We start from the raw sequence: 16015 nt of genomic DNA, 5'->3' as shown, positions 1-16015 counted from the left end.
CAACTAATTTACTAGTGTTTCACTTTCTCATCAGGAAGCCGAAATAAATCATTGTGCTTAAAAGTAGGAGAGGTTTAGTCAATCACCCACCACTAATCGGAGTACCGATATAGTGGGGGTCTCCTGGGAGGTTTAATGAAAGATTTTGACAATATTTAGATGGCAGAATTTCAACAACCGAAACTAAGCCTTGACAAGATATTTGTATTTCTGAAATAGAGGATATAAAAATGAGTACAACATCAGACCAAACCGCAGATGCACGCCAGCGTGTAATTGAATCTGCCAACAGATTGGGGGTTCAACTCAATGAGCAAGAATTAGAACGCTGGATGAAGTCGATTACGGAAGCGACAGGGGACAGCGATATTACCATCGATCAAGAAACTGGTGTATTTGGTCACAAAGTCACCATGTTGGATTTCGATCCAAAAGACCTGGAAAGGTTTCGGGCGATCGGCAGAATTGTAGAATTTGATGATGTTCCCGGTGTCGTAGAAACCGCTTTAGCTCTATCTGGTTCAGCCGCTCAATCCAAGGTACAAACTTATCCTGGAGACTGCGATTATTTCGAGCGGGTGAATATTATTGCCCCCACCCGGACTGAAGCCTGCCAAATTCTCGCCCGAATTATGCGTGAGAAAGGAATCAGCAGCTTGTCTGGCCCCAACTTTCAATTAATTGAACTGAAATTTGGTAGCTATCCCCAAGATGTTACCCGCAGCGATCGCACTTGTAGTAAAGGATCACCAATTGCATGGCTACCTGACGAGATTGTAGCTGGACAAATTGAGGCAATCGACTCTCAAGGAAATCCTGTCATCATTACCTGGGATTCTGTCGCTGACGATCCAGGTTGGTGTAAGCTCGACTGGGTGATTGCTGATCAGGTACGCGGTCAATTGTCCAACGCTAGCAATATGTTGGATGTCACCTGGGAAGCTCCCGATGGAACGATTACGCCCCTAGATGGCTATTTGGACGGCTATTTTCAAGAGGTTTACCTAGATGCCCAATCTGCCCCCATTTTTTCCAAACTGGTGAAGCAAGTCTCCACCGATGTCATGGATGATTATATAGGGCGGTTGGAAAAGGAAGTGAAGAAATGTGTTAAGGAAGATGGTGCTAACTATGGCAAAGCAGCTAAACGCCTCTATAACATCTTCCGACTGAATGGACAGTATGAGGAAGCAGCATTTTTGCGCGAACTCTTTGACGAACCAGCTGCATTACTTTACCAAGTCCATGCACTGGTACGAACTGTCCAAGAGGCTACCGAAAAAAGTACCGTCTTTGATATCGATAGCATTCTCGATCAGACTGATGAGTTAATTATGTCAGTCATCAAGGTATTGGAAGGGGAAGAGGAATTGGAGATTGTCCGCCATCTTCTGCGTCTATACCGTTCCATCTGTCGTCAGGAAGCAGGTGTTCCCCTCGGACCACAGGTAGATGCAGCACAATCAGAGGTGATGAATATTGTCAACAATTTCTTCTATGAAAAGATGACAGCACTACCCGCGATTAAGGCTTATCTCGACAGTATTAAATCTTGATACTATGTCCATAGCTAGCCAGTAAATTAATGTTCACGCTGTAAGTTGTTCTGCAACAAATTGCAGAACAACTTACCCTGTTGAATGGCATCATCCAGAGCAATATGGGCTAAAGGAATCTCCTCTAACCACTCAGTTGGGAGGTTTTCCTTTCCTGATTCACCATAATTACGTTGCAGAAATGCCATTGCATAGGAGCGGATGTCTAGTGCTGAATGCTTAAAGGGACTCTCTCCCACAAAGTTGATCAAATACCAATACACAAACATAAAATCGAAAGCAGCTGGATAGGCCACAAAGATTGGTTTACCGGGTAGTGCTTGTAACCAAGCGTGATAGTTCTGCATCACCTGTGTTGGTGGTTGTGGGTTAACTCGGCAAGCTTCCCAAGCTTCTGGTTGTTCTGACCACCATTTCATGGTTTTGGGATGACCTTGTGACCCTGGCAAGGTTTCCAGGTTTGCCGTAAAGGTTGCGATCAATTGTTTATCTGCGGTATAAGCTGCCGAGCCAATACTGAGCATGGAGTACGGCCCAGGGATAGGGCCATCTGCTTCAATATCTGTGCTGATGTAAATTTCCATTGTCACCTATTTTTCCTGCCCGTTTAAAGCCATCTATAAATTAATTTTAAGTAATTGCACTAACTAGTTTAATCTATACTATTAAAATCAGGAAAATCCAAATTACCAGGTTAAAATTTCCCATCAGATTAAGTTTTATATATCGAAATGAACATATTAATTATCTTGGCTGAAATTGGCATTTGCATCTTTATTTTCTTACTATTGTCATGGCTTTTAGGAAAGTTATTTAAGCTATTGATTAAAGTTTCAATACTGAAAAGTAACGATATCAAGCTCAAAATACTACGTCGCAATATTACAGGGTTTTTGTTACTGACTTGCTTAGTGTTGTGCATTTTGATTGTAGGTGCTAATAGTTTTCTAATCTATCGCGGTGAAAACCTACAACAGTATAAACTCGCTCTAATTCAGCGTATCCCATCAGGATTTTGGATCACATTGGGAATTGGGATTGCTCAGAGTATTGGTACGGCCATTGTAGCCGCGATCGCACTGAAATTCCTCAAATATGGACTGAAGCTAGCTAGCACTTACGCTAAGAACTTAGAAAGAAATACCGCCGATGATGAAAGTATTGATGCTTTCTTTAACGCCCTCAATCAAAGAATCAAAGGTGGAATTTGGCTGTGGGTAATCATTTCCTGTACTCAGTTTCTCAAGTTACCAGGTGTAGTTTCAGAATATCTGTACATCGCCCTGCGAATCTATCTGATTATTGCGGTGGGATTGCTTATCTTGAAAGCAGTGGCTGCGATCGTTGATACCCTAGATGTTCTCAGCATCAGATATTCCAGCCCTGAGAACCTGTTGCGATTCTACGATCGCCTCCAACACCTAATACCCTTTTTGAAACGGTGTCTGGAATTTGTCATCTACGTCTGTATGGCAACATTAGTCACCCAGCAAGTACAATTCATAGCCAACCTGGCTGCTTTTGGTCCACGACTTATCAAGATCATCGCCATCATCTTTATGAGTCGTGTGTTGTTTGAAATCGTCTACTTACTCGTTGAAGAGGTGCTATTCAAAAACCAAAATTTGACTGAAATGCAAAGAAGTAGGCGTTTAACGCTTGTTCCTCTGTTTCGGAGTTTATTACAATATTTAATCTATTTCAGCGTGGGAATTTCGATTCTTTATACCCTCGACATTGATCCGACTCCTATACTGGCTGGTGCAGGTATTGTGGGTATAGCTGTAGGTCTAGGCGCACAGACACTAATTAGTGATATAGTTTGCGGCTTCTTTATTCTGTTTGAAAACTACTATTTAGTAGGGGACTATATAGAAGCAGGGAAACTCGAAGAGAAAACTGTTGAAGGTATAGTTGAGGCGATTGAACTAAGAACCACCCGCATTAGACATCCTAATGGTCAATTACAGATTATTCGCAATGGGGATATTGGCTCAATTACCAATTACTCCAAACAGTATATATTTGCAGTAGTGGAAGTTGGTGTACCTTATAATTCCAACCTAGCTCATGTCTACAGAGTCATTGAGGAAGTAGGACAAGAGTTAAAAGCAAATTATTCAGATGTCCTCGAATCTACACAAATAGATGGAGTGGAAAGTCTTGGTGAATCTAACTTGTTGCTGCGGACATTGACAAAAGTGAAGCCAGGAAAACATCTCCATATACAGCGTATTCTTTGCAAAATGTTCATGGATACCTTACTTGAAGAAAGTATTCTACTTCATCCTTCCAGCGCAAGTTGTGAAGAGTAAAAATTATATCACAACCAGAAACATTATTTTCTATAAATATTGAGGTTATATAGATGCAATATTTCTTGAATTTGTGTTATGAACTTGAGTTTTTCGTAAAAATTGCTATTAGCTGCACGATTGTTCAGCAGGTTTTTTACTGGTTTTTAAATAAAACCGAAACCAACTTGATAATGCAAGTTATTTTGTACTGGCTAGTTGGTTCTATTTCATTTTATAGTATTGGTTTTTTCATTGAAAAAGTAATCAAAACTAATGATTCTCTTAGAGATAAACTGATAGTAAGAGTTAAGAAAGTAAAAAAGCAATCATTTCCCATTTTCACTGTAAAAGGTGTCATCATAGGAGAAATGAAAGCTTTGATATCAGCATCAATAATTCTATATCTAGCCCCAGAAGTTCATAGAGGAAATAGCTTAATCCTCAATTTTGGATGGTTTTTGATGAGAATAGTAGTTGCTGATTTTTGTTTTTATGTTGCCCATTGGCTACTACACAGGAAGTTCTTGCAAAAAATCCATCTTAAACATCATGAATTTCGTGATTCCTCAAGTTTTGTGGCTGGACATAAGAGTTTTATTGAATATGTAATTGTTACGCTCACAGACATTTTACCTATATTTATATTTGGATACGACATCACTCAACTTTGTGCATGGAGCATTATAGGGAATGCTTATAATTTAGAAGGTCATAGTTCTTTGTCAATATTTTTTATTCCATCAGATTTCCATGATCTTCATCACACTTGCTTTCAGGGAAATTATGGCATTCAGGGATTTTGGGACAGAGTATTCAATACACTAAATCCTCCTACCAAGAAGCGGGGAATAATGTTTCCTGTGAGTCTTATTGAACATAGGAATCATAATAAGTAATGAGTCATGACTCATTACTCATGAGTAAAACTAACCGCACTCCCATGTTTTCATCATCTGGGATGTCTGCACTAGAATTTGGGGCTACGTGGACTCCAGCAAATTCACCACGCTCCTTGTCAGCCCTGAGCCTGTGAATAATCTCTTCCCAAACACGGTCTGCATCTTGTTGAATTTAGTGCCTAATTACACTTTATTTAATTTTCTCCTCCATAGACGTAGCCACAAAGATATTGACTTGATCCAACTCCCCCCTAGTAAATCGTGAAGTAGGGTATAGAAGCAAGGGATAATAAATAGTGTCAAGAGTGTTGCTAAGGATAAACCAGAAAACACAACTACACCCAATGGTTGCAGAAATTCTGACCCTTCCCCAATTCCTAATGCTAAGGGGAACATACCTAAAACAGTGGTGATGGTAGTCATTAAAATGGGGCGTAATCTTTGCGGTGCAGCTTGCAAAATAGCAGTTTTGCGATCGATTTGCTCTCGTTCACGGATTTGGTTGGCTAATTCAACCATGATGATAGCGTTGTTAACCACAATTCCCACGAGTAAAACTGCACCGACAATGACAGTTGCACCAATGGCAGTTTGAGTCAGGTAAAGTCCAAAAATACCACCAGCTAAGGCTAGGGGAATTGTGAACATAATGGCTAGGGGGTCAATGAGGGAATTGTACTGCACTGCCATGACTACAAATACTAAAAAGGTAGCTAATCCGCCTAGAATTTGCAGTGAACTTTGGAGTTCTTGATTAGATGTGGCGGCTGTACTGGGTAAGATGCTGACACCTTCTGGTAAGTCTAGGCTATCTAGTACAGCTTCTACCTGTATTAAGGCATCACTGAGGCTAGCCTCTTCTGCTAGGTTGCCTGCAAAGATGACAACTTGGCGTTGGTTGATGCGTTGAATCTCTCCTGGGGCTTGGTCTTCGACAATTTGGGCTACATCGCTTAAGCGGACTTGGCGATTACTATCAACAAATAAGGGTAATCTCTGAAGTTGAGAAGGTGTTTGTACTGAAGATTCATTTAACTGCACCCTCACATCTACTAAACGATTGTCCCGTTGTAATTGAGTGGGGATGCTACCTTCCAGGGCTGTTTGAATTGTGTTACCGATATCTTGGGTAGTTAGTCCTAAAGCTGCAACTCGTTCCCAGTCGGGGCGGATTTGAATTTCTGGTTGTCTATCATCGGCATCGGGGCGGAATCTGGTTAGGGTGGCACGTTCTTCTAAGGCTGCTAGAACTTGACGACCAGCTTGTTCTAAGGCTTGTGAACTATTACCCTGAAGAATGATGTCAACATCAGCATTGCGGACAGGGGAGTTATTCAGGATTAAACCTCTTACCTGACCTGGGGATAGGCGGAGGCGAATACCTGCTAAATTTAACTTGTTAAAAGCTTGTGTGACTCTTTCAACGTAAGCATCTATATTACTACCGGGTTTGAGGGTAATATTACTAGTACCGCGTAGGGGATTGGCATTGGTACTAGTTCCAAATAATGCACCACCAGCTGTAGAGAAAACATATTCTGTTTCTGGTTGTTGGCGGAGAATTTCTTCCACCGCACTCATAACTTTGCGGTTAGTTTCTAGAGGTGTCCCTGGGGGAAACTGGGCGAATAAATTGGCTTGTCCTGTGTTGATGCGCGGGAGGATTTGTTGGGGAATTTGGGGGGACATCCACAAGCTACCACCACCAAAGAGGATAATTGCGATCGCGATCGTTACTAACCGCCAGCGTAATATCATCTTTAAGAAGCCAGCATACATTCTGGTAGCTGCTTCAAAGCTGCGATTAAACTGCCGCAATAGCCAAAATTCACTCAAAGAACTCGAAACTTGCCATCCTAACATTCGAGACGCGAGCATCGGCACAACGGTAGCTGCAATCACAATGGAAGTAGCGACCGAAAAGCTAATGGTGAGAATTAATTCATTGAATAGTAAAGCAATAAAGCCCCCAATGAGCAAGAACGGTAACACTGCTACTAAGTTGGTGCTAGTGGAGGCGATTAAGGCTGATTCTACTTCTCGGCTACTTTGTTCTGCTTGAGCAATTAATTGTTTTGGACGTAAACGGCTTTGATTATCCTTACCGGGAGTCATCCCGACACCTTCGGCAATGTTTTCTAACATGACGATGGAGTTGTCTACGACAATACCCACACCCAAGGCTAAACCACCCAAACTAAAAACGTTGAGAGTTAAGCCAAAGATCCCCATCAAGATAATTGCTGCTAGGGTAGCTAAGGGAATGGCAACGACGATAATAAAAGTTTGCCTTAGAGAACCAAGAAATAAGAGAACTGCGATCGCGGCTAGTGCTGTACCAATTAGCCCAGATGTTGTAACATTGGCGATAGAATTACGGATAAACTTTGATTCATCTAAGGTAGGTGTCATGATTGTCCCTTCCTCGATGACACCAGATTGTTGCAACTGTTCTAAACGTGTTTTTACCCCATCAACTACACTGATAGTATTTGCATCTGGCTGCTTTTGAATACTTACTTTGACGGCTGGTTCACCGTTGAGGGAAACATAAATCCTTTGCTGTTCTGAACCGTCGATAACTTCGGCAAAGTCTCTTAGATAGACACGACGATTGGGGATTGGGGACTGCGTACTGGTTGCTGGGGTAGATACTTCAAAAGATAAGTTTTTAATTTCATCCGCATTTTGAAAGCGTCCTACAGTCCGGGTAAGTTGTTCAGAATTTGCGCCCAAAATTCTACCGCCGGAAATGTCTTGGTTGCGGTCTCTCAAATCATCGAGGACATCAGTTAAACCTATACCCAAGGCTTGCAAGCGGTCTAAATCAAGGTTGACTCTAATCTCTTCTTGCAAACCTCCTGACACAGCTACCCCGGCGACTCCAGGGACAACACCTAATTCACGGGCGAGTTCTTCTTCGGCAAATACCCGCAAATCAACCCCGGTTAAGGATGGGGAAGTTAATGCAAATTCGTAAACAGGTAACTGGGAAGGGTCTACTTTAAATAAGCGCGGTGATTCAATGCTATCTGGTAAAGTGCTTCTAGCTCTATTAAAGGCAGCTGTGGCATCGTTTAAAGCTTGGTCAATATTTCCCCCTGGTTGGAAGTATAAATCTATACTTACTTGTCCTTCACGAGTTTGAGAAAAAACTTGTATCACACCCTCAGTAGCAGAAAAAGCTTCTTCTAGAGGTTTGGTGACTTCATCAATTGCTACCTCTGGGGAGACACCAGGTGCTTGTATGCGTATACCAATACGGGGGTAGGTAATTGAAGGTAATAAGTCTACGGGTAGTTTAATAACGAAAAAGATACCCAAAACTATTACTGCTAAGGTTAGCATCAGTGTGCCAATATGTTGGCGAATGGATATGGCACTGATACTAAATCCACCACTTTTATTAACTTGCTGCATTTCTTCGCGTCACTCCCATTCAACACCCTTTGAGGGAATTAAAAATTCAAAAAACTGATTTTTTACCAAACTCAGCACCGGCTAAACGCCGCGCTACCGCTAACACCACTCACCACTCATTACTCATTACTCATTACTCATTACTCAGCACCGGCTAAACGCCTCGCTACCGCTAACAGCACTCATCACTTATCTGAAAGAATTGAAAGACGTACAGTTTCCCCATCTTTTAAAGGTTTTCCACTACGAACGACATAGCGATCGCCTGGTTGTAAGCCAGATAAAATTTCCACTTTACCATCAGCTTTTTTCCCTAGGGTGACAGCGCGCGCTGTGACTTTGGTTTTACCTTCTGAGTCTTTCACTACATAAAGTTTCCCATTCTGTTCTTCTACTTCGCCTGGGGGTGTGATTTTAGCTGACTTTTGCAAGGCTGTCTGTGACACCACTACTCGCTGTGGTGTTTGGGGGGCAAAATTTACTCTTGCTAGTAACCCACTACCGATATTGTTGTTACTGTTGGGAATCACCACCTCTACTGGGATTAAGCGGGCTGTAGCATCGGCGGTGGGAGAAATGCGGGTGACTCTACCAATTAATTTTTCCTGGGGGAAGGCATCTAAGCGGACTTGTACAGATTGCCCTACTTGAATTTGACTCAATTCTAATTCGGAAACTTGCACAACAACTTTAATCCGGCTAAAGTCACCAATTTTTAAAGCTTCGCCACCTGCTTGTAAAAGATTTCCTGGCTCTGTGACTTTTTCGGTGACTACACCAGTGAGGGGAGATGTCAAACGAGTGTATGATCTGCGTTCTTGTGCTTGGGCTAATACTGCTTTTTGGGCGAATACTCTACCTTGGGCTGCGGCTACGGCTTGTTGTGCGGTGCGGACTTGCTCTTCGGTAGCCCGCAGTGCTTGGGCTGCTGTCTGAGCTTTGGTGTTTGCTTGTTCCGCAAGCTGTTCAGAGATTGCCCCTTCTTTGAATAATTTCTGTTGGCGGTTAGCATCTGCTTGGGCTTGGACTAACTCTAGTCGCGCTCTTTCTACTTCTGCACGGGCGTTACTGACTTGGGTCTTAGCCCTGGCTACTTCTGATTGCAAGGCTGCTAGTTCAGCTTCGGCTTGTTTTAAGTTTGTTAATAGTAGGGTGTCATCTAATCGACCAACGGTTTGACCTTTTTTGACTGTATCGCCAACATCTGAGTTTAAAGATAACAGCCTGCCTTCTGCTTGCGATCGCAACGATATGATTTGGAATGGTGTGGTTGTACCTGTATATTCTATTTGTGGTTGCAATCTATCTATCCGGGCAATGGCTACATCTACTGGTGTTGCTTGACCACCGCCGCCTCTGGTATTTTGCTGAGGCTGTGCTGTCGCTGATTCTTTTGGTAAAGAGCCACAACTAGCAGTTAATATACCCATGCTGAATAGACAAGCTATAAATAAGAAATAGGAAACCCTACTTTTTTGCGTATGATTTTCTACACTACAATTAGAGTGTGTATTAATTAACTGCCCAATAGGCGTGTAAGTTTGTTGCTTCATTGATTTTTGCTGTAATTTTAGTTCAAAATTATCTATTTAGCTTGTTTAAACAAGTTTTTGAGATAACAGCTTTTTGTAACCAAACAAACCCGTGTATATCTTGCTGGCTGAGAAATCTGGAGAATATACAAATTGTGTTGAAAACCTTTTTTGTGTCAAACCTTACTATGTTTACCAAATAATGTCAAAACTAGTTTTACTAATACATTGTTCATGCACAGGCAAAACATATTTGAGATTTGATTTGACTATAACACTGGTATCAATTCCAGCCCAAAAATTTGGAATAGCCCAAAATATAGTACCTGTGGCAGTCTAAATCAGAGAATAATTTAGATTTCGATATTGCCGCCACGATTGTTTGAAATAGAAATAGTTAGCTTTACTAAACATATATCTTCATAGTAGCAAAAACACCAGCGCAATTACTGGGGATCTCGGTATTCATCCAAATATATTAAAAATTTTAAACTATAATTGCCTTTTATCTCCATGTATTATATAGATGAAGCCAAATTTTTATTCCTTTTAGGTGAGGACAGTTACGAGTGATATCACCGTTAAAAATTGCACATACTGCTGACGAATCCCAAATCATCGAATTTTTCCGAGAATCAGTTGGTCAGTGGCTCTCAGAAAGGCGTTACTATACTCTTCCAGACGGTGACACTAAAGAAATACAGAGTATGATCACCATCCGATTTTTAGAACCAGGATGTGATGAATTGCAAAAACTGGCTCAAATACATGATTTAAATGATGCAGTGATGTTAATTTGCGGTGCTGAAGTTAACTGGTCTAGCACAGACACCCTCAAAAATCGCAAGGAGTCCCAAGGGTCTACATTATTTGGGGCTTTAGGAAGCACATTATATCGCGATCGCGGTTTTGCTACATCTAAGCCAGTCACCGCCAATTATTCTTTCCCCAACCCAAAAACTCTATGTCTGCGGACAGAGTATAACGGTTCAGTCTTTGAGGAAGAGTTAAAGTTAGTTGGTAGTAAATATCGCACCAGACAAACCATTATTTCCCGCGCTGGGGAACAGTTGATGATTGGTCAGTATTTAGAAAAGCGCATAGATTAATTTGTGGTTGCGATGGCGTACAGCCCTCGTTCTCACCCTGGTATATAGCCAAAGGCTAGAACCCCGGTTTCTTAGAGAAACCGGGGTTCTAAGGAATCTACGCTTTAGTTTTGACGCTTAAATTTCAGCATACCCATTGCAGCAGCAGCTAATAAACCAAAGATAGTTCCAGGCTCAGGTACAGATTTTATCCCATCATCAATTGAGAAAATAGTTGTAGTTCCACTAACCTCATTGGCTGTCACCAACAAAGGTTTACCATTGGGGCTATCTTTGGCTGAAATGAAGAGAAGCCCTTCTACTCCTAAGTCTCCCACTGCGGGATTAGTTTTACCATCTATGGTTGGACTAACGTTGAAATCACGATTGTTAACGTATTCAACAAAAGTAGGTTTAATTGGGTCGGTGATATCATAAACCATCACACCCCCAACGCGCTCTAATCCAACGAAGGCGTAAAAGCGACCGTTAATTTCGGCTATTTTGACATCTTCTGGTTCTGGGCCTTTGTTGTCGCTGCGGTTATCAAATGAGTTGCTCTCTTCATGATTAGAGTTAAAGAAGTCAGGTAACAATTGGGCGGTGATTTGCTCAAAGTCGTCGCCACTGTCATAGACTAGGCTAAGTTTGCCTGTATCTTTATCCGATTTCCAAATTGAGAAGGAACGACCACCAAAAGCGTAAATCTTTTCAAAATCACCATCACTATCCTCATCACCAAGAGTTGTCGTGACTGTTAAGCGTCCTAGATTTGCATTTTGTTTTAAAACAGCAGCATTAGGGAAAGCGGTGGGGTCGAGTTGATAAGCATTATTACCCACTCTCACTTCTTCACTAAAACCATCGTAGTCACGAGCATCACCTTCATTAGCTGTGACAATGTAAGTTTCACCGTTGACTTGGTAGGAGGCTATACCATCGGGTTGGTACATCCCCCAGACAGACCAGTTAGCAATGTTGATAGCATTATCGCGATCGCTTGCATCAATACCATTTCCTGGTAGGCTATGATCCTTGAAACCTAAAGGGATAATGTCTGTAAACTCATTATTGATCAAGTCGAGGATGGCGATCGCATTATTTTCCTGCAAAGCCACCCAAGCTTTAGTAGAATCTTCAGAAACAGTGATATATTCTGGTTCTACATCTTGAGCAAAAGTAGCATTAGGGCCAAAGATTCTCACTCCCGCAGCTCGTAGCTGATCAATCTGGCTGTTAAATTGGGTAAAGCCAGCGTTAATTACACTAAAATCAGCAAGATTAATAATACTCACTGAGCCTTCTGGGTCAACGCTATCGGCTTGATTGTAACTATTTGGTTCACCCTCGTTAGCTACTAACACACGAGTTCCATCAGGTGTAAAGGTGAGCATATCAGGTAACGCTCCCACTGTGACAGAATTTAAGAAATCACCATTGGCGTTAAAAAATACAGCCTGACCATTATTTTGCTTGGTAGATGCTTCCACTGCTGCTACTAACAAGCCATTCTTGAAGGCGATGCTATTAGCCCCACCACCATAGGTAGTAATATCAAGAGTCTTAAATAATGAAGGCTTAGTTGGGTCACTAATATTGATGATGTCAATAGTGTTAGTGCTTGCATTGGTTACAAACAGTCTTTGAGTCAGAGGATCATAAGTCGGGATTTCTGCTCCCCCTCCAACGAAGATACCTGTGTTGTAAGTACCAATAGGTTTGAGCGTCAATGCTGCTGCTGGAGTTGCCATTGCTCCTAACAAAATAGCAGATGGAGCTAGTAGGCTGATAAGCTTTTTGATAGACATGATTGTAGTGAATTTTAAAACGCTTAACTTCTTGATTTCAGACACGGTGTAACTCTTGCCTTACCGCCGATTAAACACATGAAAATTTACCCACAAAGCTTAATTAGAGCTTTGTGGATAATTCATGTATGTTTGCCGAGTCAACTAAATTAGTCGCAAGTCGTCATGGGGAGTTAGACGAATCACGAACTACGGGTACATCTGAGAGGTTATTTGTTTTAAGTTAAGTAATTCATAAGGAAAGGTTAAATAAAGATTAAGTACAGTGTTTTTACTTAATCTTTATCTAAGCGAGATAAAGCTTCTAAGAATCCCGGTATCTTCAAGATACCGGGATTCTGGTATTTGATACCGGGATTCTGGGGCTGTCAAATCTCATAAAGCAAAAGGTTGACTATACCTGTAACTCGAACCCAGGTAAAACATCTTCACCAAAAAGTAGACTTGGCATTTTCACTAATTCTTTTAGCTGTCCCTGACGGTAAATTTCCACCTCTCCATCTTGAGGTTTAATTAACCAGCCTAAGCGCAAGCCATTCTCAATATATTCCTGCATCTTATCTTGGAGAGACTTAAGGCGATCGCTCTTTGATCTCAGTTCAATTAAAAAATCTGGCACTAATGGCGGAAATTTTTCCCGTTCCTCAATAGTAAGTGCTTCCCATCGTGACAATTTTATCCAAGCTGCATCAGGCGATCGTTTTGCTCCGTTCGGTAGCCGGAATATTGTCGAGGAACTGAAAACTACTCCTAATTTTGTTTGGCGATTCCAAATTTCTAAATCAGTAATTAGCCTAGCTTCATGACTTCCACTTTCTCCGCCTACTGGTGGCACAATAATCAGTTCTCCTTGGGCATTCAGTTCTAGGCTTAAATCCCGATTCGCCATGCAGATTTGATAAAACTGCTCATCAGTGAGGCGAACTGCTGGCTCTAAATTTATTACAACAGTATCCATTTAACTGCTCCTTCCCAAAAGCCTGGGATTGGAAGTGCGATTAGATTAGCTGATTGATATCTGTGCTGATGGAATACTCGCCTTGCAACCACTCTCTAATCATAAGACCTCTTGCATAAATGCTGAAGCTGTCATGTTGAGCGAAGCGAAACATCTCAGAGATTATACATTTCATTCAGAATGACACATCTCATTTTCAGACTTTTGCAAGAGGTATATAAAATTGGCACAATCAACAATTAATAATGATTCCCTGATTTCCGGTGATGTACAGCCGTCACGCCATCTTGATTTAGCACTTTGCCATTCTCGACAGTCGCATAAACCAACCAATGATCGCTTGATTCCAGGCGGTTTTGTACTGAACATTCCAAGTATGCTAAAGCATCCTTAAGTATAGGACTGCCGTTTTCCGCTTCTTCAGTGGCGACATCAGCAAATCGGTCTTGTGCGGGGCTAAAGGGTTTGAGGAACTGTTTCATCAATCCCAAGTGATTGCCTTCTTTGAGTATGTTAAGGACAAATTTATCACCTGAGTGTGTTAGGCTTTCCACTGCTCTATCTTTAGCAACAGCAATAGTTAAACCAGGAGGATTAAAGCTAGCTTGCGCTACCCAAGAGGCTAACATCGCGCTGGAAATATCCCCTTGTTTGGCGGTGACAACACATAAAGAACCGACAATTCGCCCCACGGCTTGTTCTACGTTGGTGGCGGGTTGGCTGGATGCACGAACTTTTTTAGCTTTCTTCAGGGTTTGAGCAAAGTCAGTTCCGGCTTCTTCACACAATTGCAAAGTTGCATCGTTGGGTTTGAATTTCACGCGAATAGCATCAAAACCAAACCGATAACCAGCATCTTTGAGTTTGCTTTCAATTAAATCAACTGCTTCCCCACTCCAACCAAATGAACCAAACACACCCGCAAGTTTATTGTTAGTGGCGGTGGATAAGACAATTCCTAACGCTGTTTGCACTGGTGTAGGTGCATGGCCGCCAAGGGTAGGCGAACCAATGACAAAACCAGCCGAATTTTCCACAGCCGCCCGGATTTCTTCTGGTTCGGTAAATTCGCAGTTAATTGATTCTACTGCCACACCCGCTTTAGTAATTCCCCGTGCGATCGCCTGAGCTAATGTTGCTGTATTTCCATAAGCTGAAGCATAAATCAATGCTACTGTCAAGTCAGCCGAGGCTTGCTGTTGAATCCATTCTCTATAGGCGTGGGTAAGTTCAATTAAACCGTAACGGACTATCGGCCCGTGTCCGGTGGCGTACATCCGCACAGGTAAATCAGCGAGTTTATCTAGTGCTGTTTCTACTTGTTTAGCGTGGGGTGCAATCACACAATCGAAATAATAGCGGCGGTCTTCGTTGATAGATTGCCAACCTTCATCAAATACTTGATCACCGCAAATATGCGCTGCAAATAATTTATCTGAATAGAGAATTTCTGTTTCGGGGTCGTAGGTGCAGAGTGCATCTGCATAACGGGGGTTGGGTATGGGGATAAATTGCAAATCATGACCTTTGCCTAAATCTAGGTTTTCATCCCCCCGCATGACGAGAATTGGCAATTCCTGATTTTCTAACGCACCCCGCAAATTAATTGCCCCTGGATTGGAACAAACGAAAGTAATTTGTGGTGCGAGTTCCAGCAATGCTTTTAATGTGGTGGCACGATTGGGGTTAACGTGACCAAGAATGACATAATCAATGGTTTTGACATCAATCCTTTGCTGTAAAGCTTCCAGGTAAATTTGCGTGAAGGTTTCTCCTGGGGGGTCAATCAGTGCAACTTTATCACCTTGAATTACATAAGAATTAGCAGTTGTACCCTTGGCGAGAGCATATTCAATTTCAAATCTTAATCTTGTCCAACTACGCGATCGCACAATTATAGTATCAGTGCCAATGGGCATGACTTGAATGTCGCGGGGTTTAGTTTGTGGCATCATAATTCACTTGTTTTAGTATTTTTTGATAAATTCATCACTGGATTTAAATCATTGCCATAGTGTAGGCAGAGTCCACAACTGTAGTAAATGAATAGCTATTTATCATTAAAGCTTAGTTTGTTTGATTAGATTTTCAGCGTTTATTATGAATAGGATAACGGTTTAGTAATTCTAAATATCTGAGTTTGGATTTGAGAGAGCATTGGCAACCCTTGTGAAAAAGACGCAATCATTATGGAGTGGGCGAAAACTAATGGTAATATCACGCCTTGAGCAACTTTTTCTTAGACCTAACCCCCAACCCCTTCCCTACAAGGGAAGGGGAGCAAGAATCAAAGTAGAGACGTTATATGCAAAGTCTCTACAATTGCAGGCTACTGTGTACACATAAGTTGCTGCATTGACATTGTGAATGTATTGCTTGACATTGTGAATGTATTGCTTGACATTGTGAATGTATCGCTTGACATTGTGAATGTATTGCTTGACATTGTGAATGTAT

General features: G+C 41.7%; 10 protein-coding genes. 4 read left to right on the top strand and 6 right to left on the bottom strand.

Going from position 1 to position 16015, the window contains the following annotated elements; genetic code table 11:
- The first annotated feature begins 230 nt into the window (after window positions 1–230).
- Entirely contained in the window at window positions 231–1556 is a 1326-nt protein-coding gene (locus tag L6494_RS16980) for a hypothetical protein (RefSeq protein WP_237988882.1), read from the top strand.
- A gap of 26 nt (window positions 1557–1582) precedes the next feature.
- Here the strand turns inward: L6494_RS16980 and L6494_RS16975 are convergent, their stop codons facing one another.
- Window positions 1583–2140 (bottom strand): 3'-5' exoribonuclease domain-containing protein, encoded by a 558-nt coding sequence (locus L6494_RS16975; protein ID WP_237988881.1) that lies wholly within the window; start codon window positions 2138–2140, stop codon window positions 1583–1585.
- Between the two features lie 147 nt (window positions 2141–2287).
- Here L6494_RS16975 and L6494_RS16970 point away from each other — a divergent pair, with 147 nt between their 5' ends.
- Together L6494_RS16970 and L6494_RS16965 are read left to right on the top strand one after the other, a co-directional pair.
- Window positions 2288–3871 carry a mechanosensitive ion channel family protein gene (locus L6494_RS16970; RefSeq protein WP_237988880.1) on the top strand — a complete coding sequence of 528 codons (1584 nt, stop codon included), beginning with the start codon at window positions 2288–2290 and terminating at the stop codon, window positions 3869–3871.
- Window positions 3872–3924: 53 nt separating this feature from the next.
- Window positions 3925–4749, top strand: a complete 825-nt coding sequence (locus tag L6494_RS16965; protein ID WP_237988879.1) for a sterol desaturase family protein — start codon at window positions 3925–3927, stop codon at window positions 4747–4749.
- Between the two features lie 186 nt (window positions 4750–4935).
- Here the strand turns inward: L6494_RS16965 and L6494_RS16960 are convergent, their stop codons facing one another.
- A complete protein-coding gene (locus L6494_RS16960; protein WP_237988878.1) occupies window positions 4936–8172 on the bottom strand; it encodes an efflux RND transporter permease subunit in 3237 nt (1078 codons plus the stop codon).
- Window positions 8173–8357: 185 nt separating this feature from the next.
- Entirely contained in the window at window positions 8358–9725 is a 1368-nt protein-coding gene (locus tag L6494_RS16955; protein WP_237988877.1) for an efflux RND transporter periplasmic adaptor subunit, read from the bottom strand.
- A gap of 548 nt (window positions 9726–10273) precedes the next feature.
- Between L6494_RS16955 and L6494_RS16950 the strand changes: the two genes are divergently transcribed.
- On the top strand, window positions 10274–10813 hold the full coding sequence (locus tag L6494_RS16950) for a phycobiliprotein lyase (RefSeq protein ID WP_237988876.1): 540 nt from the start codon (window positions 10274–10276) through the stop codon (window positions 10811–10813).
- 104 nt (window positions 10814–10917) lie between these two features.
- On the opposite strand, the gene L6494_RS16945 is transcribed toward L6494_RS16950, so the two are convergent.
- From L6494_RS16945 to L6494_RS16935, 3 genes are all read right to left on the bottom strand, one after another.
- Complete coding sequence (locus tag L6494_RS16945; RefSeq protein WP_237988875.1) at window positions 10918–12600, bottom strand: choice-of-anchor I family protein; 1683 nt, start codon at window positions 12598–12600, stop codon at window positions 10918–10920.
- Window positions 12601–12994: 394 nt separating this feature from the next.
- Entirely contained in the window at window positions 12995–13558 is a 564-nt protein-coding gene (locus tag L6494_RS16940; RefSeq protein WP_237988874.1) for a Uma2 family endonuclease, read from the bottom strand.
- 239 nt (window positions 13559–13797) lie between these two features.
- Window positions 13798–15510 carry a diflavin flavoprotein gene (locus L6494_RS16935; protein ID WP_237996068.1) on the bottom strand — a complete coding sequence of 571 codons (1713 nt, stop codon included), beginning with the start codon at window positions 15508–15510 and terminating at the stop codon, window positions 13798–13800.
- Window positions 15511–16015: the final 505 nt, after the last annotated feature.

Origin of the sequence: Nostoc sp. UHCC 0870 (assembly GCF_022063185.1) — a bacterium.
Taxonomy (GTDB): domain Bacteria; phylum Cyanobacteriota; class Cyanobacteriia; order Cyanobacteriales; family Nostocaceae; genus Trichormus.
This window is presented reverse-complemented; position numbering and strand designations above follow the sequence as displayed.

Excerpts from the sequence above, each read along its gene's own strand:
- L6494_RS16980 (WP_237988882.1), top strand. The coding sequence starts at position 231 with ATGAGTACAACATCAGACCAAACCGCAGATGCACGCCAGCGTGTAATT.
- L6494_RS16975 (WP_237988881.1), bottom strand. The coding sequence starts at position 2,140 with ATGGAAATTTACATCAGCACAGATATTGAAGCAGATGGCCCTATCCCT.
- L6494_RS16970 (WP_237988880.1), top strand. The coding sequence starts at position 2,288 with ATGAACATATTAATTATCTTGGCTGAAATTGGCATTTGCATCTTTATT.
- L6494_RS16965 (WP_237988879.1), top strand. The coding sequence starts at position 3,925 with ATGCAATATTTCTTGAATTTGTGTTATGAACTTGAGTTTTTCGTAAAA.
- L6494_RS16960 (WP_237988878.1), bottom strand. The coding sequence starts at position 8,172 with ATGCAGCAAGTTAATAAAAGTGGTGGATTTAGTATCAGTGCCATATCC.
- L6494_RS16955 (WP_237988877.1), bottom strand. The coding sequence starts at position 9,725 with ATGAAGCAACAAACTTACACGCCTATTGGGCAGTTAATTAATACACAC.
- L6494_RS16945 (WP_237988875.1), bottom strand. The coding sequence starts at position 12,600 with ATGTCTATCAAAAAGCTTATCAGCCTACTAGCTCCATCTGCTATTTTG.
- L6494_RS16940 (WP_237988874.1), bottom strand. The coding sequence starts at position 13,558 with ATGGATACTGTTGTAATAAATTTAGAGCCAGCAGTTCGCCTCACTGAT.
- L6494_RS16935 (WP_237996068.1), bottom strand. The coding sequence starts at position 15,510 with ATGCCACAAACTAAACCCCGCGACATTCAAGTCATGCCCATTGGCACT.